This window comes from Burkholderia contaminans (assembly GCF_029633825.1).
GTDB lineage: Bacteria > Pseudomonadota > Gammaproteobacteria > Burkholderiales > Burkholderiaceae > Burkholderia > Burkholderia contaminans.
Window position 1 is genome coordinate 3,505,217 of the sequence record NZ_CP090640.1, and the last position, 21,553, is coordinate 3,526,769.

Here is a 21,553-nt window from a genome sequence, read left to right on the forward strand (position 1 = left end):
GCCGTCGTGCGGCCCAGTCTGGCAAACCGGGCCGGTTGCGCTGGCCGTACCCGGTTCGAGGTCTCGCATGATGCGCTCAGGCGTCCGTGCCGCCCTGGGCGGCGAGCGCGGCTTCGAGCGCCTTGATGCGCTCGCGCAGCTTGTCGAGGTTGCGCACGAGCGCGGCGCTCTTGTTCCACTCGCCGTGGTCGACGGCCGGGAACGCGCTGGTATAAATGCCGGCCTTCGGCAGCGACTTCGATACGCCCGATTTCGCGGTGATGATGACATAGTCGCCGAGCGTCACGTGGCCGGCGATCCCGGCCGCGCCGCCGATCATGCAGTGGCGGCCGATCGTCGTGCTGCCCGCGATCCCGGCGCTGCCGGCGATCACCGTGTAGGCGCCGATCCGGCAGTTGTGGCCGATCTGCACCTGGTTGTCGATCTTCACGCATTCGTCGATGACGGTATCCGCCATCGCGCCGCGGTCGATCGTCGTGTTCGCGCCGATCTCGACGTCCGGGCCGATCGTGACACCGCCGACCTGCGGGATCTTGACCCAGCTGCCGGTGCGCGCGTCGCCGTCGCCGACGAAATCCGGCGCGAAGCCGAAGCCGTCGGAGCCGATCACGGCGCCCGCATGAATGATCGCGCGCGGGCCGACCTTGCAGCCGTGGTACACCGACGCGTTCGGGTACAGGTGCGAGCCCGCGCCGATCGTCGTGCCGCGGCCGATGAACACGTTCGCGTCGAGCTGCACGCCGTCTTCGATCACCGCGCCGGCCTCGACCGTCACGTGCGGGCCGATCACCGCGCTCGCGGCGACCTGCGCGGCCGGATCGATCGTCGCGCTCGGATGCACGCCGGCCGCGCGCGGCGGCGTGGCGAGATCGATGAACATCTGCGCGACGCGCGCGAAGTACGCGTACGGATTCGGCGTCACGATGAAGTTGCGGCCGCTTGCGGCCGCGCCCAGCTTTTCCAGATCCTTCGGCGCGATCAGCACCGCGCCGGCGCGGGTCGTCTCGACCTGCGACAGGTACTTCGGGTTCGCGAGGAACGCGAGTTGCTGCGGGCCTGCCTGGTCGAGCGGCGCGAGGCCGCCGACCGTGCACTGTGCGTCGCCGGCGATCTCGCCGCCGAACCGCTTTACGAGTGCCTCAAGCGTCAATGCCATTCGTCGTCTGCTCCGTTCAGTTCGCCGAGCCGGACGCGAGCGCCTTGAGCACCTTGTCGGTGATGTCGATGCGCGGGCTGACGTACACGGCTTCCTGCACGATCAGGTCGTAATTCTGCTGCTCGGCGATCTGCTTGATGACCTTGTTCGCCCGCTCGAGCACGGCCGCCAGCTCCTCGTTGCGTCGCTGGTTCAGGTCTTCGCGGAACTCGCGCTGCTTGCGCTGGAAGTCGGTATCGAGCTGGGCGAGATCACGCTGCTTCTGCGCGCGGTCGGCCGCCGACAGCGACGCGCCGTTCTTGTCCAGCGAATCGGACATCGACTTCAGGCGCGCCGCCAGATCCTGCAGATCCTTGTCGCGCTTCGCAAACTCGGCTTCGAGCTTCGTCTGCGCCGCCTTCGCGGGCACCGACTCGCGCAGGATCCGATCCGAATTGACCGCCGCGATGCGGGCGACGTCCTGTGCGTGCGCCGTTGCCGCGCCCAAGGCCAGCGCAACGGTCAGCGCGCACATCACTCGTTTCGAAAACTTACCGGTTAGCAAAATTACCCTCTCGTTGCTGTTGTCATGCGTTCGATCAGAACGCCGTTCCGATCTGGAACTGGAATTTCTGGTACTGGTCGCCTTCGTGCTTCTGCAGCGGGAAGCCGAGGCTCAGCTTCAGCGGGCCGATCGGCGAGATCCACGCGAGACCCACACCATAGCCGTAACGCAGGCCGTTGGCGCCCGTACTCGTACCGCCCGGCGCGTTGCCCCATACGTTACCGCCGTCGAGGAACGTGAACACGCGCAGCGTGCGGTCGTAGCCCGTGCCCGGCAGCGGGAACGTCAGTTCGATGTTGCCGACGACCATCTTCGAACCGCCGATCGGGTCGTTCGTCTTCGTGTCGCGCGGGCCCAGCGAGCTCGGCTCGTAGCCACGCACGGAGCCGATACCGCCCGCGTAGTAGTTCTTGAAGATCGGGTACGGGTTGCCGATACCGTTACCGTAGCCGCCTTGCAGGTTCAGGCCCAGGATGAAGCCGCGCGAGAACGAATAGTAGTACTGGGCCTGCAGGTCGGCCTTGTAGTACTGGATCTTGCCGACCGGCACGCCGTACTCCATGTTCGCCTGCGTGAAGTAGCCGCGGCTCGGAATCAGCGCGCTGTCACGCGCGTCGCGCGACCACGCGACCGTCAGCGGCACCGTGTTCGACACGCGGCCGAACTGGTTCACGTAATCCTGGTAGCTCTGCGGCGTGTTCGAATCGACGTCGAGACGGTTCTGCTCGAAGCCCGCGCCGAAGTAGACGGTGTCGACTTCCGAGAACGGGATGCCGAACTTCAGGTTGCCGCCCGCGCTGATGATCCGGAAGCTCGAGCTCGTCGAATAGTAGAGCGGCTGGTACGTGCGGTAGTAGACGTCCGTGATCCGCTTGATGCCGTCGACCGTGAAGTACGGGTCGACCTGCGTGACGGTCAGCGTACGGTAGCTCTTCGCGGTGTTGACGTTCACCGACAGGCTGGTACCCGAACCGAACACGTTGTCCTGCGACACGCCGGCCGACAGCACGACCTTGTCCGTCGACGAGAAGCCCGCGCCCAGCGTAATCGCGCCGGTGGGCTTTTCGTCGACCTTCACGTTCACGTCGACCTGGTCGTTCGTGCCTTCGACCGGCACCGTCGTCACGTCGACGTTGGTGAAGTAGCCGAGACGGTTCACGCGATCCTTCGACAGCGCGAGGCGGTTCGAATCGAACCACGAGCTTTCGAGCTGACGCATTTCGCGGCGCACCACTTCGTCGCGCGTGCGCGTGTTGCCGACGACGTTGATGCGGCGCACGTACACGCGGCGGCTCGGATCGACGACGAGGTTCAGGTTCACCTTGTGGTTCGCCTGGTCGATGTCCGGCTGCGCGTTGACGGTCGCGAATGCGTAGCCGTACTCACCGAGCTTGTCGACGATCGACTTGGTGGTCTGTTGCAGCTTTTCGGCCGAGAAGCGGTCGCCCGGCTTGATCTTGATCAGCTTGTTGAGTTCGGCTTCGCGATCGAGCAGGTTGCCCGACAGCTTGATGCCCGACACCGTGTACGGCTCGCCTTCGTGCAGCGTGACCGTCAGGTACATGTCCTTCTTGTCGGGCGAGATCGACACCTGGGTCGAATCGATGTTGAACTCGAGATAGCCGCGGTTCAGGTAGTACGAGCGCACCGCCTCGAGGTCGCCCGTGAGCTTTTCCTTCGAGTACAGGTCGTTCTTCGTGTACCAGGAGAACCAGTTCGGCGTCGACAGCTGCATTTCGTCGCGCAGCGTGCTGGTGCTGAACGCCTTGTTGCCGATGAAGTTGATCTGGCGGATCTTCGCGCTCGGGCCTTCGGCCACCGCGAACAGGATCGACACGCGGTTCGCGTCGACCGGCGTGATCGTCGTCTTGACCTCGGCCGCGTAGAAGCCGCGCGTGAGGTACTGGCGCTTGAGCTCCTGCTCCGCCTTGTCGACGAGCGCCTTGTCGTAGTAGCGGCCGTCGGCGAGGCCGACTGCGCGCAGCGCCTTCGTCAGGTTGTCCTTGTCGAATTCCTTCGTGCCGGTGAAGTCGATCGACGCGATGGCCGGACGCTCCTGCACCTGCACGATCACGACGTTGCCCTGCGTGGCGATGCGTACGTCGTTGAAGAAGCCCGTCGCGTACAGCGCGCGGATTGCTTCGGATGCCTTGTCGTCCGTGAAGGTATCGCCCTGCTTGATCGGCAGGTAGGCGAACACCGAACCCGCTTCGACGCGCTGCAGCCCCTCGATCTTGATGTCTTGCACCACGAACGGTGCCGCTGCATGGGCCGCGAGGCCGTGCGCGGCGAGCGCGGCCGCTGCAACTGTCTTAGGTACAAAGCGATGAGGTTTGAACAACATGCATCCCCAATATTTAGCTGCATCAAATCAGGCGGCTGCCCAGCGGCCGCCGCCTGACGCTTCAGAAATGGATTAACCGAGCCAGATCGTTGAACAGCGCGATCGCCGACAATGCGACGATGCAGATCAACCCGGCTCTTTGCAGAATCAGCTGCCAGCGCTCCGAGACGGCTTTCCCGGTCGCGGCTTCAACCGCATAATATAACAGATGCCCCCCGTCCAAAACGGGAATCGGCAACAAGTTCAGGACGCCAAGGCTAATGCTGACAAGGGCGAGGAAGGACAGGAACGCCGACGGACCGAGCCGCGCACTCTTGCCCGCGTAGTCCGCGATCGTCACCGGGCCGGACAGGTTCTTCAGCGACGCGTTGCCCGTGATCATGCGCCCGAACATCTTCAGCGAGTACACGGAGATGTCCCACGTCCGGTGCGCGCCAAGCTGCAGGCTCTCGATCGGCCCGTATCGCACGTCGACGGACGGCGCATGCATCGACAGCGCCGCGCCGATCCGGCCGACCTCCTGCCCAGATTCGTCGTCGCGCTGCACCTGCGGCACGATCGACACCGTCCGCGCGGCGCCGTCACGCTCGATCTGCAGGTCGAGCGGCTTGCCCGCATGGTGTTTCACGAAATCGATGAAGCGCGACGCGCCGCCGATCGGCTTGCCGTCGAGCGCGACCAGCTTGTCGCCGGGCTTCAGGCCCGCCTGCTCCGCCGCGCTGCCGGGCTGGACGGACGCGACCGACAACGTCCCGCCGCCGGCCTCGAAGCCCAGATGGGCCATGAAATCGTCGTCGAGCTGACTTTCAGGAACATTGCGGAGATCGACGCGGAAATCGAACGTCGTGTTGCCGTCGCGTGCGCCGAGCACGATCTCGCGGTGATCGAACGCGGCCGCCAGCAGCTTCCAGCGCAGGTCCGACCAGGACCGCACCGGCTCGGCCTCGCCGCCCTGCGCGTTGCGGATCGACACGACCTTCTCGCTGCCGTCGAAGCCCGCGCGCGCCGCCACCGTGCCGGTGGCTGGCGGTGCGACGATCGCGGCCGGCTCGGTTACGCCGGTGGCGAATACGACGGAAAACAGCACGATTGCCAACAGGAAATTGGCAATCGGCCCGGCCGCGACGATTGCGATGCGCTTGTAGACGGATTGCCGGTTGAAGGCCTGGCCGAGTTCCTCGGGCGGGATGCCGGGGCCGGGATCACGCTCGTCGAGCATCTTCACGTAGCCGCCGAGCGGCAGTGCCGACAGCGTCCACTCGGTGCCCGTCCTGCGGCTAACCCAGCGCGCGACGGGCTGGCCGAAGCCGATCGAGAAACGCAGCACCTTCACGCCGCACCAGCGCGCGACGCGATAGTGTCCGTACTCATGCACGACGACCAGCACCCCGATCGCCACCGCAAACGCGATCAGTTCGACCAGCACGTTCATGAGCACCCCATTCAGACAGTACGCTCCACGCGTGGCGCAGGCGCTTTCGCAATGATTTCGGCGGCGAGGCGGCGTGCCTCGGCATCCGCCGCCAGGACATCCTCGAGCCCGTCGGGCGTGCGGTTCGGCAGCGTGTTGAGCACGGCGTCGACCGTCGCCGCAATCGCCATGAAGCCGATGCGGCGCTCGAGAAACGCTTCGACCGCGACTTCGTTCGCCGCGTTCAATGCGGCGCTCGCGATGCCGCCTTCGTCAAGCGCCTTCAGCGCGAGCGCGAGGCACGGGAAGCGCGCGTAGTCGGGCTTCTCGAACGACAGCTGGGCGATCTGCGCGAGATCGAGCTGCTCGACACCCGCATCGACACGCTCGGGGAACGCGAGCGCGTGCGCGATCGGCGTGCGCATGTCGGGGTTGCCGAGCTGGGCGAGCACCGAGCCGTCGCGATACGACACGAGCGAATGGATCACGCTCTGCGGGTGGATCAGCACGTCGATGCGCTCGCCCGGCAGCCCGAAGATCCAGTGCGCCTCGATCACCTCGAGGCCCTTGTTCATCATCGTCGCGGAATCGACCGAAATCTTGCGGCCCATCACCCAGTTCGGGTGCTTGCACGCTTCGTCCGGCGTCACGTCGACGAGCGTGGCCGGTTCGCGCGTGCGGAACGGGCCGCCCGATGCGGTCAGGATGATCTTCGAGATCCCGCCGTGCTCGGCCGCGTCGCGCGGCATGCACTGGAAGATCGCGTTGTGTTCGCTGTCGACCGGCAGCAGGATCGCGCCATGGTCGCGCACGGCGTCCATGAAAATCGCGCCCGACATCACCAGCGCCTCCTTGTTCGCGAGCAGGATGCGCTTGCCGGCGCGCGCGGCCGCGAGGCTCGGCGCCATGCCGGCCGCTCCGACGATCGCCGCGACCACCGTGTCGCAGCCATCGCTCTTCGACACGTCGACGAGCGCCTGCGGCCCGTACAGCACGGTCGTCTTGCTGCCCGCCGCGCGCAGTTTCGCGTCGACGTGCGCGGCCGTCTCGGCATCGCCGACCACCGCCACCTCGGGCGCGAAGCGCAGGCATTGCTCGACGAGCTTGTCGCCGTTGCGGTGTGCGGTCAGCGCATAGACCGAGAAGCGCTCGGGATGACGCGCGACCACGTCGAGCGTGCTGTCTCCGATCGAGCCCGTGGAACCGAGCAATGTCAGGCGATTTTGCATAACAGAATTAGTGGTTTAACCAAGCAGCAGCATCGCGAGCGGCAGCACCGGCAGCAGCGCGTCGACACGGTCGAGCACGCCGCCATGGCCCGGCAGCAGTCCGCTCGAATCCTTCACGCCCGCCTGCCGCTTCAGCAACGACTCGAACAGGTCGCCGATCACGCTGTATGCGACCAGCAGCGTCAGTGCGGCCCATGCGCCGGGCATCCCGTAGCGCACGGCGAACGCGGAAAGCAGGGTCGGCTCGAACGCATGCGCGGCCATCGCGACACCGGCGACGACCATCACGGCGAGCCAGCCACCGATCGCGCCTTCCCAGCTCTTGCCGGGGCTGATCGTGATGGCCAGTTTACGCTTTCCGAAGGCCTTGCCCGCGAAGTATGCGCCGATATCGGCAAGCCAGACGACCAGAAGCAGCGACAGCACGAACGGCACGCCCTGCGCGCGCGCCGCGACGAGCGCATGCCAGCAGGCCGCAAAGACCACGAGCCCGGCCGCCAGCAGGAACGGCCGCCATACGCCGCCCGCGAGCACCGGCTTGCGCCGCAGCGTGAACGGGCCGACCAGCAGCCAGAACACGCCGGCCGCCATGAAAAGGGGACGGGACGAAGCCGCACTGACGCCGAGCGGCGCCGTTGCCGCCAGCGCCAGCGCCGCGACGACCGCATAGACGACCGGGCCGGCGCCGCCGAGCTTGAGCAGGCGCGCCCATTCCCACGCGGCAAACACGAGCACGACGCCGATCAGCGCGCCGAACGCGGTGAGCGGCGCGAACAGCGTCACCGGCAGCAGCACCGCCAGCATCACGATCGCCGTGATCACACGGGTTTTCAGCATGAAAGGGAGTCGGCGTTCTGCGATTGCGGTTCGAGCTGTGCGCTCGTGCGGCCGAAACGGCGTTCGCGCTCCGTATACGACGCCATGGCGTCGGCCAGTGCCGCGCCGTCGAAATCCGGCCAGTATTTGTCGGTGAAATAGAATTCGGCGTACGCGAGCTGCCACAGCAGGAAGTTGCTGACGCGCTGCTCGCCACCGGTACGGATGAAGAGATCGGGCTCCGGCGCATAGGCCATCGCCAGGTGCGGCGCGAACGCGTCCTCGGTCACTTCGACCTCGCGACCCTCGCGCACGGCCTGCTCGACGAGCTTCTTCGTCGCCTGCAGGATGTCCCACCGGCCGCCGTAGTTGGCCGCGATGGTGAGCGTGAGACGGGTATTGCGCGCCGTCTTGGTTTCGGCGCGGCGAATCAGTTCGCGGATGCGCGGCTCGAAGCGGTCGAGATCGCCGACGACACGCAGGCGGATCCCGTTCGCGTGAAGCTTGCCGACCTCGCGCTCGAGCGCGGTGATGAAGAGGCGCATCAGGAACGACACTTCGTCGTTCGGACGGCGCCAGTTCTCCGAACTGAACGCGAACAGCGTCAGGTATTCGACGCCGGCGCGCGCGCAGCCTTCGACCACCGCCCGCACGGCATCGACGCCGCGGGTGTGCCCCGCGACGCGCGGCAAGCGGCGTTCGGTCGCCCAACGGCCGTTGCCGTCCATGATGATCGCGATGTGACGCGGCACGACGCCGACGTCAGGCACGCGAACGGTAGAGCTGGTATAGGTCATGGCCGTTGAGACAGTAATGCGGGAAGAAGGCGGCGCGCGAGGACGGTCGTCAGACCGTCATGATCTCGGCTTCCTTGCTCTGCACGAGCTTGTCGATTTCGGCAACGTGCTTGTCGGTCAGCTTCTGCACGTCGTCGCTTGCACGACGCTCGTCGTCTTCCGAGATTTCCTTGTCCTTCACGAGCTTCTTGAGCGCTTCGTTCGCGTCGCGGCGCAGGTTGCGGATCGCGACCTTGGCCGTTTCGCCTTCGCTCTTGACGACCTTGGTCAGCTCGCGGCGGCGCTCTTCCGTCAGCGCGGGCATCGGCACGCGGATCAGGTCGCCGGCGGTGGCCGGGTTCAGGCCCAGGTCGGCTTCGCGAATGGCCTTCTCGACCTTCGCGACCATGTTCTTTTCCCACGGCTGCACGCCGATCGTGCGCGCATCGACGAGCGTCAGGTTGGCGACCTGCGAGATCGGCACCATCGAGCCGTAGTAGTCGACCTGCACGTGATCGAGCAGACCGGTGTGTGCACGGCCCGTACGGATCTTTGCCAGATCGTTCTTGAACGCTTCGATCGAGCGCTGCATCTTTTGCTCGACGCCCTTCTTGGTATCAGCGACACTCATTTCAACCTCCGAACCTTCTAACCTTCAAAGAACACGGGCCCTGCCCGGCGCATCGGGTGCGCCGCGGCCGATGACCCGCATCCGCGGGAGTTTACACGTGGACGAGCGTACCTTCGTCCTCGCCCAGCACGATGCGCTTGAGCGCGCCCGGCTTGTTGATCGAAAACACGCGAATCGGCAGCTTCTGGTCGCGGCACAGCGCAAAGGCCGTCGCGTCCATCACCTGCAGGTTGCGGCTGATCGCCTCGTCGAAAGTGATCGTCGTGTAACGCGTGGCCGACGGATCCTTCTTCGGATCGGCAGAATATACGCCATCGACCTTGGTCGCCTTCAATACGACCTCGGCGCCCACCTCCGAACCGCGCAGCGCGGCGGCCGTGTCCGTCGTGAAGAACGGGTTGCCCGTACCGGCCGCGAAGATCACGACGCGGCCTTCCTCGAGCTGGCGGATCGCGCGGGGCCGGATGTACGGCTCGACGACCTGGTCCATCCGCAGCGCGGACTGCACACGCGCCTCGATGCCGGCGTGGCGCATCGCGTCCTGCAGCGCCAGCGCGTTCATCATCGTCGCGAGCATCCCCATGTAGTCCGCCGTCGCGCGATCCATGCCGGCCGCGCCACCCGCGACACCGCGGAAAATATTACCGCCACCGATCACGACCGCGAGCTGCGTACCGAGACGCACGACTTCGGCAATATCGGCCACCATCCGTTCGATCGTCGCGCGATTGATGCCGAAGGCATCGTCGCCCATCAGCGCTTCGCCGGAGAGTTTGAGGAGGACGCGTTTATAGGCATTGGACATAGGGGCTTCCGAGCGACGAGAGGATGACAACCACGAACTGTAGGGGCGAAATACTGATTCGGGCAAGCGCCGACGGTCGGACCGGGTTTCCCGGCCGGCCGGCGGCGGCGCCGACCGCGGCGGAGCGGACGCCCGCCGCGGATACTGCCTGACTGCTTACGGCTTACTGCTGCTTTGCTGCTGCGACTTGCGCGGCCACTTCGGCGGCGAAGTCGTCCTGACGCTTCTCGATGCCTTCGCCGACGACGAACAGTGCGAACTTCTGCACTGCGGCACCCGCTGCCTTCAGCATCTGCTCGATCGTCTGCTTGTCGTTCTTCACGAACGTCTGGTTCAGCAGCGACACTTCCTTCAGGTACTTCTGGACGCTACCGTCGACCATCTTCGCGACGATTTCAGCCGGCTTGCCCGATTCCGCAGCCTTCTGCTCGGCCACGCGGCGTTCCGTGTCGATCAGCTCCGCCGGGACGTCTGCCGACGACAGCGCGACCGGCTTCATGGCCGCGATGTGCATCGCGACGTCCTTGCCGACCTGCTCGTCCGCGCCCGTGTACTCGACGATCACGCCGATACGCGCGCCGTGCAGGTACGTTGCGATCTTGTTCGCGGTTTCGAAACGGACGAAACGGCGGATCGAGACGTTCTCGCCGATCTTGCCGACCAGTGCGAGGCGCACTGCGTCGACCGTCGAGCCTTCCAGCGGCAGCGCCGACAGCGCAGCCACGTCGGCCGGGTTTTGCGTCGCGACGAGCTCTGCAACCGTCTTCGAGAATGCGAGGAAGTCGTCGTTCTTCGCGACGAAGTCGGTTTCGCAGTTCAGTTCGACCAGCGAGCCTGCGTTGCCGCCGACGAACGATGCGACGACGCCTTCTGCCGTCACGCGCGATGCCGCCTTGCTCGCCTTGTTGCCGAGCTTGACGCGCAGCAGCTCTTCAGCCTTGGCCAGGTCGCCGTCGGCTTCCGTCAGCGCCTTCTTGCACTCCATCATCGGTGCGTCGGTCTTTGCGCGCAGTTCTGCCACCATGCTTGCGGTAATTGCCGCCATCATTCGCTCCTTGAGTCTGTATTCACAACGCCGCCCGCTTGGACGCGAACGGCCGAGATTCGTTTCCGGACCCGCACCCATTCGGCGCAATCAGGTCCGGCGCACAAGCTTAAAAAAAGGGGGCCTGTTGAGAGCCCCCTTTTTGCGCCGGCTCGGGGCCAGTTACGCGTTTTCCTCGACGTACTCGTCGTCGCCGCGTGCGGCCTGGACCACTTCGTTGACCGCGTTCGCACGGCCTTCGAGGATCGCGTCGGCCACGCCTTCAGCGTACAGCGCGACTGCCTTGCTCGAGTCGTCGTTACCCGGGATCACGTAATCCACACCTTCCGGCGAGTGGTTCGTATCGACCACGGCGATGACCGGCACGCCCAGCTTGTTCGCTTCGGTGACGGCAATCTTGTGGTAACCGACGTCGACGACGAAGATCGCGTCCGGAATGCCGCCCATGTCCTTCACGCCGCCGATCGACTTTTGCAGCTTGGCGATTTCGCGTTCGAACAGCAGCGCTTCCTTCTTGCTCATCTTTTCGAGCTCGCCTGCCTCGACTGCAGCTTCCATGTCCTTCAGGCGCTTGATCGACACCTTCAGCGTCTTGAAGTTGGTCATCATGCCGCCGAGCCAGCGTGCGTTGACGAACGGCATGCCTGCGCGCTGCGCTTCCTGGGCGATCGTGTCACGCGATTGACGCTTCGTGCCGACGAACAGGATCGTGCCGCGGTTCGCTGCCAGCTGGCGCACGTACTTCTGTGCGTCCGTGAACATCGGCAGCGTCTTTTCGAGGTTGATGATGTGAATCTTGTTGCGGTGACCGAAAATGAACGGAGCCATCTTCGGGTTCCAGAAGCGCGTCTGGTGACCGAAGTGGACACCCGCTTCCAGCATTTGGCGCATCGTAACTGCCATGTAAATTCTCCACGAGGGTTGGGTCTTAAGCCGGCCGCCGTACCGCCGCGCGATCCCACCCCGAAGGGCGCGAATTTCGCGCGGCCGGCACCCTGGTTGCGCCGGCTTGCGATTCGACACGTGCAAACGCCCGTGCCGCAAGCCTTACATCCGCGATCCCGCCCCAACATGGGGCAAGCTCGGCAATTGGATATCGACTTAGCCAAAGAGTATAGCACGCCGATTTGTCCGCTCTCAAGTCGCTCACCACTTTCGCTTGCCGCGCGGCAACCGGCCGGACAATCCGCGAAAACCCGCATCCGCACCGCCGGCAGGGGCTGCGACGCCTGCCAGAAGGTGCGATAATCCGTCAATTCACCGCATTCCAGGCATACCTCGATGGCTATTACGCTCAAAAACGAACACGATATCGCCGAGATGCGCGTCGCCTGCCGTCTCGCGAGCGAAGTGCTCGACTTCATCACGCCGCACGTCGTCGCGGGCGTCACGACCGCCGAACTCGACCGCCTCTGTCACGAGTTCATGCTCAACGAACAGGGCACGATCCCGGCGCCGCTGAACTACCAGCCGCCCGGCTATCCGCCGTACCCGAAAGCCACCTGCATTTCGGTCAACGACGTGATCTGCCACGGCATTCCGGGCGAGAAGGTGATCAAGAACGGCGATGCGCTGAACATCGACATCACCGTGATCAAGAACGGCTACTTCGGCGACACGAGCCGCATGTTCATCGTCGGCGAGGGTTCGATCCTCGCGAAGCGCCTCGTGCAGACCACCTACGAATGCATGTGGCTCGGCATCGACCAGGTCAAGCCGGGCGCGCACCTCGGCGACATCGGCTACGCGATCCAGAAGCACGCGGAAGCGCAGGGCTACAGCGTCGTGCGCGAATACTGCGGCCACGGCATCGGCACGGTGTTCCACGAAGATCCGCAGGTCGTTCACTATGGCCGCCCGGGCACCGGCATCGAACTGAAGGCCGGGATGATCTTCACGATCGAGCCGATGATCAACGCCGGCAAGCGCGACATTCGCACGATGCCCGACCAGTGGACGGTCAAGACGCGCGACCGCAGCCTGTCGGCGCAGTGGGAGCACACGGTGCTCGTCACCGAAACCGGCTACGAGGTGCTGACCGTGTCGGCCGGCACGCCGGCGCGCCCCGTGTTCGCACAACCGGCCGCCGCCGTCTGAGCGCCGTCGCGCCAGCCCGCCCCACCTTGCACCTGAACGGCCGCCCATGAGCGCTCACGCTGCCCCCCCGCCCGAAGCGCTGTCGCGGCGCGCCGAATTCAAGGCCGCCAAGACGGAGATGCTCGAGCGCTTTCGCCGCGCGGCGAACGTCGCGTCGCTGATGCACGCGCTGTCGAAACTCACCGACGAAGCGCTGAAGCGCGTGTGGGACGACTGCGGCCTGCCCGCGACGCTCGCGCTCGTCGCCGTCGGCGGCTACGGGCGCGGCGAGCTCGCGCCCTATTCCGACGTCGACATCCTCGTGCTGCTGCCCGATGCGCACGATCCGGCCCTCGACGGGCGCATCGAGCGCTTCATCGGCATGGCGTGGGATCTCGGCCTCGAGATCGGCAGCAGCGTGCGCACGGTCGCGCAGTGCATCGAGGAGGCGTCGCAGGACGTCACGGTGCAGACCTCGCTGCTGGAAGCACGCCGAATCGTCGGCAGCACCGCGCTGTTCGAGCGCTTCACGGTGCGCTACCGCGAGGCGCTCGACGCCCGCGCGTTCTTCACCGCGAAGGTGCTCGAGATGCGCCAGCGCCACGCGAAGTGCCAGGACACGCCGTACAGCCTCGAACCGAACGTGAAGGAAAGCCCCGGCGGGCTGCGCGACCTGCAGACAATCCTGTGGATCGCGCGCGCGGCCGGTTTCGGCAGCAGTTGGCGCGAACTCGACACGCGCGGCCTCATCACCGATCGTGAAGCGCGCGAGCTGCGCCGCAACGAAGGTTTCCTGAAAACGCTGCGCGCGCGGCTGCACGTGATCGCGGGCCGCCGCCAGGACATGCTCGTGTTCGACCTGCAGACGCAGGCCGCCGAGAGCTTCGGCTACCAGCCGACGCAGGCCAAGCGCGCGAGCGAACAGCTGATGCGCCGCTATTACTGGGCCGCGAAAGCCGTCACGCAGCTCGCCACGATCCTGATCCAGAACATCGAGGCGCAACTGTTCCCCGCGACGAGCGGCATCACGCGCGTGCTGTCGCCCGACCGCTTCGTCGAGAAGCAGGGCATGCTCGAGATCGTCGACGACGGCGTGTTCGAACGCCACCCCGACGCGATCCTCGAAGCATTCCTGTTGTACGAGACGACCCGCGGCGTGAAGGGCCTGTCCGCCCGCACGCTGCGCGCGCTGTACAACTCGCGCGAGATCATGAACAACACGTGGCGCCGCGATCCGCAGAACCGCGACACGTTCATGCGGATCCTTCAGCAACCCGAAGGGATCACGCACGCGTTCCGGTTGATGAACCAGACGAGCGTGCTCGGACGCTACCTGCTGAACTTCCGCCGCATCGTCGGCCAGATGCAGCACGACCTGTACCACGTGTACACGGTCGACCAGCACATCCTGATGGTGTTGCGCAACATCCGCCGCTTCGCGGTGGCCGAGCACGCGCACGAATATCCGTTCTGCAGCCAGTTGATCGGCAACTTCGAGCGCCCGTGGGTGCTGTATGTCGCCGCGCTGTTCCACGACATCGCGAAGGGTCGCGGCGGCGACCACTCGACGCTCGGGATGGCCGACGCACGGCGCTTCTGCCGCGAGCACGGCATCGCCGGCGACGATGCGGCGCTGATCGTGTGGCTCGTCCAGCATCACCTGACGATGAGCCAGGTCGCGCAAAAGCAGGACACGAGCGACCCTGAGGTCGTCAAGCGCTTCGCCGAAGTCGTCGGCAACGAGCGTTACCTCACCGCGCTGTACCTGCTGACCGTCGCCGATATCCGCGGCACGAGCCCGAAGGTATGGAACCTGACTCTTATACACAAGTGCGGCCGCACTAGTCTAGATTTAAATTAATTAAGAGCTCGCTTAGGCCACACGTTCAAGTGCAGCCACAGGATAAATTTGCACTGAGCCTGGGTGGGATTCGGACTCGACCGCATAGCCTTCAGGAGTGAGTTTTGTGCAATACCAACCGACGACTTGACCCTGCCAAGCGGCACCAGATTTCTTGCGTACGCGATCCCCTAAGCCAAAGGTGGCACTCAGGGGAAGCGCAAACTGCCCTGCAACGGGAGCGTTGGCTTCATCGCTACTTTGACCCATGTCGAATCCTTCTTGTGAATCTATTATGGCGACAAGCAAATCGAGCTCTGACTGCCTACCCCACAACAACTATCAGAAAGCACCAGCACAACGGCTGCCTAACTTTGTTTTAGGGCGACTGCCCTGCTGCGTAACATCGTTGCTGCTCCATAACATCAAACATCGACCCACGGCGTAACGCGCTTGCTGCTTGGATGCCCGAGGCATAGACTGTACAAAAAAACAGTCATAACAAGCCATGAAAACCGCCACTGCGCCGTTACCACCGCTGCGTTCGGTCAAGGTTCTGGACCAGTTGCGTGAGCGCATACGCTACTTGCATTACAGTTTACGAACCGAACAGGCTTATGTCAACTGGGTTCGTGCGAGCTCATCGATTTCGAACCCCGGCCACGATGCGTCCGGCGTAGAGGATCTGAAGATCAGCAGTTCAACCTGTTGATAGTACGTACTAAGCTCTCATGTTTCACGTACTAAGCTCTCATGTTTAACGTACTAAGCTCTCATGTTTAACGAACTAAACCCTCATGGCTAACGTACTAAGCTCTCATGGCTAACGTACTAAGCTCTCATGTTTCACGTACTAAGCTCTCATGTTTGAACAATAAAATTAATATAAATCAGCAACTTAAATAGCCTCTAAGGTTTTAAGTTTTATAAGAAAAAAAAGAATATATAAGGCTTTTAAAGCTTTTAAGGTTTAACGGTTGTGGACAACAAGCCAGGGATGTAACGCACTGAGAAGCCCTTAGAGCCTCTCAAAGCAATTTTGAGTGACACAGGAACACTTAACGGCTGACATGGGGGGGTACCTGCCTGTCAAATGGACGAAGCAGGGATTCTGCAAACCCTATGCTACTCCGTCAAGCCGTCAATTGTCTGATTCGTTACCAAATGCATTTAATCTTTCTGCGAATTGAGATGACGCCACTGGCTGGGCGTCATCCCGGTTTCCCGGGTAAACACCACCGAAAAATAGTTACTATCTTCAAAGCCACATTCGGTCGAAATATCACTGATTAACAGGCGGCTATGCTGGAGAAGATATTGCGCATGACACACTCTGACCTGTCGCAGATATTGATTGATGGTCATTCCAGTCTGCTGGCGAAATTGCTGACGCAAAACGCGCTCACTGCACGATGCCTCATCACAAAATTTATCCAGCGCAAAGGGACTTTTCAGGCTAGCCGCCAGCCGGGTAATCAGCTTATCCAGCAACGTTTCGCTGGATGTTGGCGGCAACGAATCACTGGTGTAACGATGGCGATTCAGCAACATCACCAACTGCCCGAACAGCAACTCAGCCATTTCGTTAGCAAACGGCACATGCTGACTACTTTCATGCTCAAGCTGACCGATAACCTGCCGCGCCTGCGCCATCCCCATGCTACCTAAGCGCCAGTGTGGTTGCCCTGCGCTGGCGTTAAATCCCGGAATCGCCCCCTGCCAGTCAAGATTCAGCTTCAGACGCTCCGGGCAATAAATAATATTCTGCAAAACCAGATCGTTAACGGAAGCGTAGGAGTGTTTATCGTCAGCATGAATGTAAAAGAGATCGCCACGGGTAATGCGATAAGGGCGATCGTTGAGTACATGCAGGCCATTACCGCGCCAGACAATCACCAGCTCACAAAAATCATGTGTATGTTCAGCAAAGACATCTTGCGGATAACGGTCAGCCACAGCGACTGCCTGCTGGTCGCTGGCAAAAAAATCATCTTTGAGAAGTTTTAACTGATGCGCCACCGTGGCTACCTCGGCCAGAGAACGAAGTTGATTATTCGCAATATGGCGTACAAATACGTTGAGAAGATTCGCGTTATTGCAGAAAGCCATCCCGTCCCTGGCGAATATCACGCGGTGACCAGTTAAACTCTCGGCGAAAAAGCGTCGAAAAGTGGTTACTGTCGCTGAATCCACAGCGATAGGCGATGTCAGTAACGCTGGCCTCGCTGTGGCGTAGCAGATGTCGGGCTTTCATCAGTCGCAGGCGGTTCAGGTATCGCTGAGGCGTCAGTCCCGTTTGCTGCTTAAGCTGCCGATGTAGCGTACGCAGTGAAAGAGAAAATTGATCCGCCACGGCATCCCAATTCACCTCATCGGCAAAATGGTCCTCCAGCCAGGCCAGAAGCAAGTTGAGACGTGATGCGCTGTTTTCCAGGTTCTCCTGCAAACTGCTTTTACGCAGCAAGAGCAGTAATTGCATAAACAAGATCTCGCGACTGGCGGTCGAGGGTAAATCATTTTCCCCTTCCTGCTGTTCCATCTGTGCAACCAGCTGTCGCACCTGCTGCAATACGCTGTGGTTAACGCGCCAGTGAGACGGATACTGCCCATCCAGCTCTTGTGGCAGCAACTGATTCAGCCCGGCGAGAAACTGAAATCGATCCGGCGAGCGATACAGCACATTGGTCAGACACAGATTATCGGTATGTTCATACAGATGCCGATCATGATCGCGTACGAAACAGACCGTGCCACCGGTGATGGTATAGGGCTGCCCATTAAACACATGAATACCCGTGCCATGTTCGACAATCACAATTTCATGAAAATCATGATGATGTTCAGGAAAATCCGCCTGCGGGAGCCGGGGTTCTATCGCCACGGACGCGTTACCAGACGGAAAAAAATCCACACTATGTAATACGGTCATACTGGCCTCCTGATGTCGTCAACACGGCGAAATAGTAATCACGAGGTCAGGTTCTTACCTTAAATTTTCGACGGAAAACCACGTAAAAAACGTCGATTTTTCAAGATACAGCGTGAATTTTCAGGAAATGCGGTGAGCATCACATCACCACAATTCAGCAAATTGTGAACATCATCACGTTCATCTTTCCCTGGTTGCCAATGGCCCATTTTCCTGTCAGTAACGAGAAGGTCGCGAATTCAGGCGCTTTTTAGACTGGTCGTAATGAAATTCAGCAGGATCACATATGGTGAGCAAGGGCGAGGAGCTGTTCACCGGGGTGGTGCCCATCCTGGTCGAGCTGGACGGCGACGTAAACGGCCACAAGTTCAGCGTGTCCGGCGAGGGCGAGGGCGATGCCACCTACGGCAAGCTGACCCTGAAGTTCATCTGCACCACCGGCAAGCTGCCCGTGCCCTGGCCCACCCTCGTGACCACCCTGACCTACGGCGTGCAGTGCTTCAGCCGCTACCCCGACCACATGAAGCAGCACGACTTCTTCAAGTCCGCCATGCCCGAAGGCTACGTCCAGGAGCGCACCATCTTCTTCAAGGACGACGGCAACTACAAGACCCGCGCCGAGGTGAAGTTCGAGGGCGACACCCTGGTGAACCGCATCGAGCTGAAGGGCATCGACTTCAAGGAGGACGGCAACATCCTGGGGCACAAGCTGGAGTACAACTACAACAGCCACAACGTCTATATCATGGCCGACAAGCAGAAGAACGGCATCAAGGTGAACTTCAAGATCCGCCACAACATCGAGGACGGCAGCGTGCAGCTCGCCGACCACTACCAGCAGAACACCCCCATCGGCGACGGCCCCGTGCTGCTGCCCGACAACCACTACCTGAGCACCCAGTCCGCCCTGAGCAAAGACCCCAACGAGAAGCGCGATCACATGGTCCTGCTGGAGTTCGTGACCGCCGCCGGGATCACTCTCGGCATGGACGAGCTGTACAAGTAAGGCCTAGGCGGCCAGATCTGATCAAGAGACAGGTATGGAACACGTGGAAGGGCAAGCTGCTCGAGGACCTCTACCGCATCACGCTCGCGGTGCTCGGTGGGGCCAGCCCCGACGCGCATTCCGAGCTGAAGTCGCGGCAGGAGCAGGCGCTCGCGCTGCTGCGTCTCGAGACCGTGCCCGACGACGCGCATCGCGCACTGTGGGATCAGCTCGATGTCGGCTTCTTCCTGCGTCACGACGCGGCCGACATCGCGTGGCAGACACGCGTGCTGTACCGGCACGTGAATGCCGAAACCGCGATCGTCCGCGCGCGGCCGTCGCCGATCGGCGACGCGCTGCAGGTGCTCGTGTACGTGAAGGATCGCCCCGACCTGTTCGCGGGCATCTGCGCGTATTTCGACCGCAACGGGCTGTCGGTGCTCGACGCACGCGTCAGCACGACGCGGCACGGCTATGCGCTCGACAACTTCATCGTCACGCAGACCGAACGTGACGTGCGGTATCGCGACATCGCGAATCTCGTCGAGCAGCAACTCGCGTCGCGGCTCACCGAAACCGCACCGCTGCCGGAGCCGTCCAAGGGCCGCCTGTCGAGGCTGTCCCGGACGTTTCCGATCACGCCGCGCGTCGACCTGCGGGCAGACGAGCGCGGCCAGTACTACATCCTGTCCGTGTCGGCCAACGACCGGCCGGGCCTTCTCTATTCGATCGCGCGCGTACTCGCCGAGCATCGGATCGGCGTCCACGCGGCGCGGATCAACACGCTCGGCGAACGCGTCGAGGACATCTTTCTGCTCGCGGGTGCCGGCCTGTCCGACAACCGCCTGCAGATCCAGCTCGAAACCGAATTGCTGCGTGCGATCGCAGTCTGAATGAATTCCAGCGTTTATGCGCACCAAATTAACCGTCAAGAATCCGAAGCCGGCGTCGCCGACCCGCGCCCCTGTCCGCTCCGGCAGCCTCGTCGCCCGCAAGGCGGTGCGTCCCGCTACGCCTCCCGCCGGCGACAAGCCGGCCCGGCCGAAGAAGGCGCCCCCGGCCGCCGCCGGCGAACGCACGTTCAAGCCGCGCGCTGCCGCGGGCGCCGAGCGCCCGGGCGCGGATCGCGCACCGGCCAAGCGTGCGCCGCGTGACGGCGGTGCGGAACGCGGCACGCGCGCCCCTTATCGCGACAACGCGTCAGGCGAAGGCGCGAAGCGCAGCTTCGGCGACCGTCGCACGTCGTCGGATCGTCCTCCGCGCCGCGATGACGACGCACGGCCGCGCCGTGCAGGTGGCGAAGGCGGCGCACGCGCACCGTATCGCGACAACGCATCCGGGGAAGGCGCGAAACGCAGCTTCAGCGACCGTCGCACGTCGTCGGATCGCCCGCCCCGCCGTGATGACGATGCACGGCCGCGCCGAGCAGGTGGCGAAGGCGGCGCACGCGCACCGTATCGCGACAACGCCGGCGGTGAAGGCGCGAAGCGCAGCTTCGGTGACCGTCGCACGTCGTCCGATCGTCCGCCCCGCCGTGATGACGATGCACGGCCGCGTCGCGCAGGTGGCGAAGGCGGCGCACGCGCACCGTATCGCGACAACGCATCCGGTGAAGGCGCGAAACGCAGCTTCGGTGACCGTCGCACGTCGTCGGATCGCCCGCCTCGCCGCGATGACGATGCGCGGCCGCGTCGCGCGGGTGGAGAAGGCGGTGAACGCGCACCGTATCGCGACAACGCAGGTGGTGAAGGTGCAAAACGCAGCTTCGGCGACCGTCGTACGTCTTCCGATCGCCCGCCCCGCCGCGATGACGACTCACGGCCGCGTCGTGCAGGTTCCAGTGAAGGCAACGCACGCGCACCGTATCGCGACAAGGCAGCCGGTGAAGGCGCGAAGCGCAGCTTCGGCGACCGCCGCACGTCGTCCGATCGCCCGCCGCGCCGTGATGACGATGCCCGCCCGCGCCGCGCAGGCGCCGACGACGGCAAGCGCCCGTCATATCGCGACAAGCCCGCCGGCGAAGGTGCGAAGCGCAGCTTCGGCGACCGCCCGGTCCGCCCCGCACGCGACGGCGAGCGTCGCTCGTTCGGCGCGGTCAAGACCGCGCAACCGGTCAAGCGCGCCGCCGCCGACGTCGACTACGGTGACGAATCGGGTCTGATGCGCCTGTCGAAACGGATGTCCGAGCTCGGCATGTGCTCGCGCCGCGAAGCCGACGAATGGATCGAAAAGGGCTGGGTCCTCGTCGACGGCAAACGCATCGACACGCTCGGCACCAAGGTGCGCGCGGACCAGAAGATCGAGATCGACGAACGCGCGAGCGCCGCGCAGGCAGCACAAGTCACGATCCTGCTGCACAAGCCGGTCGGCTACGTGTCCGGTCAGGCGGAAGACGGCTACGAGCCCGCGGCCGTGCTGATCACGCGCGCGAACCGCTGGAGCGGCGACCATTCGCCGGTGCGCTTCTCGCCGCAGCACCTGCACGCGCTCGCGCCGGCCGGCCGCCTGGACATCGATTCGACCGGCCTGCTCGTGCTGACGCAGAACGGCGTGATCGCGAAGCAGTTGATCGGCGAGCAATCGGACATCGACAAGGAGTACCTGGTGCGCGTGCGCTTCGGCGAACGGCTCATCGACATCGACCAGCACTTCCCTGCGGAATCGCTCGCGAAGCTGCGCCACGGCCTCGAGCTCGACGGCGTCGCGCTGAAGCCCGCGATGGTGAGCTGGCAGAACGGCGAGCAGTTGCGCTTCGTGCTGCGCGAAGGCAAGAAGCGCCAGATCCGTCGCATGTGCGAGCTGGTGGGCCTCGACGTGATCGGCCTGAAGCGCATCCGGATGGGCCGCGTGATGCTCGGCGCACTGCCGCAGGGTCAATGGCGCTATCTGTCCGCCGACGAGACGTTCTGATCGCGGGCGCACCCATGTGCGCCACGCAATGAAAAAGCCCGCGCAAGCGGGCTTTT

18 protein-coding genes and 2 pseudogenes are annotated in these 21,553 nt (G+C 63.4%); 6 read left to right on the plus strand and 14 right to left on the minus strand.

The window, feature by feature from the left end:
- Positions 1 to 76: 76 nt before the first annotated feature.
- The 11 genes from lpxD to rpsB all read right to left on the minus strand — a co-directional run bounded on the left by lpxD (position 77) and on the right by rpsB (position 11,660).
- On the minus strand, positions 77 to 1,156 hold the full coding sequence (lpxD, locus tag LXE91_RS16365) for a UDP-3-O-(3-hydroxymyristoyl)glucosamine N-acyltransferase (protein WP_039342733.1): 1,080 nt from the start codon (positions 1,154 to 1,156) through the stop codon (positions 77 to 79).
- 16 nt (positions 1,157 to 1,172) lie between these two features.
- On the minus strand, positions 1,173 to 1,670 hold the full coding sequence (locus LXE91_RS16370; RefSeq protein ID WP_039342730.1) for an OmpH/Skp family outer membrane protein: 498 nt from the start codon (positions 1,668 to 1,670) through the stop codon (positions 1,173 to 1,175).
- Between the two features lie 64 nt (positions 1,671 to 1,734).
- Positions 1,735 to 4,044, minus strand: coding sequence for an outer membrane protein assembly factor BamA (gene bamA, locus LXE91_RS16375; protein WP_039342727.1), 2,310 nt, complete (start codon positions 4,042 to 4,044; stop codon positions 1,735 to 1,737).
- Positions 4,045 to 4,105: 61 nt separating this feature from the next.
- Positions 4,106 to 5,476, minus strand: a complete 1,371-nt coding sequence (rseP, locus tag LXE91_RS16380) for an RIP metalloprotease RseP (protein WP_039342725.1) — start codon at positions 5,474 to 5,476, stop codon at positions 4,106 to 4,108.
- A gap of 11 nt (positions 5,477 to 5,487) precedes the next feature.
- Positions 5,488 to 6,684 (minus strand): 1-deoxy-D-xylulose-5-phosphate reductoisomerase, encoded by a 1,197-nt coding sequence (locus LXE91_RS16385; protein WP_039342723.1) that lies wholly within the window; start codon positions 6,682 to 6,684, stop codon positions 5,488 to 5,490.
- A gap of 15 nt (positions 6,685 to 6,699) precedes the next feature.
- Positions 6,700 to 7,521, minus strand: coding sequence for a phosphatidate cytidylyltransferase (locus LXE91_RS16390; RefSeq protein WP_039342721.1), 822 nt, complete (start codon positions 7,519 to 7,521; stop codon positions 6,700 to 6,702).
- A complete protein-coding gene (gene uppS / locus LXE91_RS16395) occupies positions 7,515 to 8,297 on the minus strand; it encodes a polyprenyl diphosphate synthase (protein WP_006478494.1) in 783 nt (260 codons plus the stop codon). Before uppS ends, LXE91_RS16390 begins: the two co-directional genes overlap by 7 nt.
- Positions 8,298 to 8,346: 49 nt before the next feature.
- Positions 8,347 to 8,907, minus strand: a complete 561-nt coding sequence (gene frr / locus LXE91_RS16400; RefSeq protein ID WP_039342717.1) for a ribosome recycling factor — start codon at positions 8,905 to 8,907, stop codon at positions 8,347 to 8,349.
- 91 nt (positions 8,908 to 8,998) lie between these two features.
- Positions 8,999 to 9,712: a UMP kinase gene (pyrH, locus tag LXE91_RS16405; RefSeq protein ID WP_011352459.1), complete on the minus strand. Its 714-nt coding sequence runs from the start codon at positions 9,710 to 9,712 to the stop codon at positions 8,999 to 9,001.
- A gap of 163 nt (positions 9,713 to 9,875) precedes the next feature.
- Positions 9,876 to 10,757 (minus strand): translation elongation factor Ts, encoded by an 882-nt coding sequence (gene tsf, locus LXE91_RS16410; protein WP_039342713.1) that lies wholly within the window; start codon positions 10,755 to 10,757, stop codon positions 9,876 to 9,878.
- Between the two features lie 162 nt (positions 10,758 to 10,919).
- Positions 10,920 to 11,660 (minus strand): 30S ribosomal protein S2, encoded by a 741-nt coding sequence (gene rpsB, locus LXE91_RS16415; protein ID WP_006752149.1) that lies wholly within the window; start codon positions 11,658 to 11,660, stop codon positions 10,920 to 10,922.
- A 378-nt stretch (positions 11,661 to 12,038) separates the two neighbouring features.
- Between rpsB and map the strand changes: the two genes are divergently transcribed.
- A complete protein-coding gene (gene map, locus LXE91_RS16420; protein WP_012328760.1) occupies positions 12,039 to 12,854 on the plus strand; it encodes a type I methionyl aminopeptidase in 816 nt (271 codons plus the stop codon).
- A 46-nt stretch (positions 12,855 to 12,900) separates the two neighbouring features.
- Positions 12,901 to 14,646, plus strand: a pseudogene (locus LXE91_RS16425) ([protein-PII] uridylyltransferase); the annotation flags it as partial.
- A gap of 60 nt (positions 14,647 to 14,706) precedes the next feature.
- Here LXE91_RS16425 and LXE91_RS16430 read toward each other — a convergent pair.
- Positions 14,707 to 14,943, minus strand: a complete 237-nt coding sequence (locus LXE91_RS16430; protein WP_015060228.1) for a trimethoprim-resistant dihydrofolate reductase DfrB2 — start codon at positions 14,941 to 14,943, stop codon at positions 14,707 to 14,709.
- 238 nt (positions 14,944 to 15,181) lie between these two features.
- On the opposite strand from LXE91_RS16430, the gene LXE91_RS16435 reads away from it, so the two are divergent.
- The gene (locus LXE91_RS16435; protein WP_481622968.1) at positions 15,182 to 15,385 is read left to right on the plus strand and encodes a hypothetical protein; all 204 of its coding nucleotides are present in this window, start codon (positions 15,182 to 15,184) and stop codon (positions 15,383 to 15,385) included.
- 458 nt (positions 15,386 to 15,843) lie between these two features.
- On the opposite strand, the gene rhaR is transcribed toward LXE91_RS16435, so the two are convergent.
- Positions 15,844 to 16,782, minus strand: coding sequence for an HTH-type transcriptional activator RhaR (gene rhaR, locus LXE91_RS16440; protein ID WP_000863142.1), 939 nt, complete (start codon positions 16,780 to 16,782; stop codon positions 15,844 to 15,846).
- Entirely contained in the window at positions 16,766 to 17,602 is an 837-nt protein-coding gene (gene rhaS, locus LXE91_RS16445; protein ID WP_000217137.1) for an HTH-type transcriptional activator RhaS, read from the minus strand. The genes rhaR and rhaS overlap by 17 nt, the downstream gene beginning before the upstream one ends.
- A gap of 286 nt (positions 17,603 to 17,888) precedes the next feature.
- Here rhaS and LXE91_RS16450 point away from each other — a divergent pair, with 286 nt between their 5' ends.
- The 3 genes and pseudogenes from LXE91_RS16450 to LXE91_RS16460 all read left to right on the plus strand — a co-directional run bounded on the left by LXE91_RS16450 (position 17,889) and on the right by LXE91_RS16460 (position 21,497).
- Complete coding sequence (locus LXE91_RS16450) at positions 17,889 to 18,608, plus strand: enhanced green fluorescent protein (RefSeq protein WP_031943942.1); 720 nt, start codon at positions 17,889 to 17,891, stop codon at positions 18,606 to 18,608.
- Positions 18,609 to 18,637: 29 nt separating this feature from the next.
- Positions 18,638 to 19,480, plus strand: a pseudogene (locus LXE91_RS16455) ([protein-PII] uridylyltransferase); the annotation flags it as partial.
- 16 nt (positions 19,481 to 19,496) lie between these two features.
- On the plus strand, positions 19,497 to 21,497 hold the full coding sequence (locus tag LXE91_RS16460; RefSeq protein ID WP_076841621.1) for a pseudouridine synthase: 2,001 nt from the start codon (positions 19,497 to 19,499) through the stop codon (positions 21,495 to 21,497).
- Positions 21,498 to 21,553 lie beyond the last annotated feature (56 nt).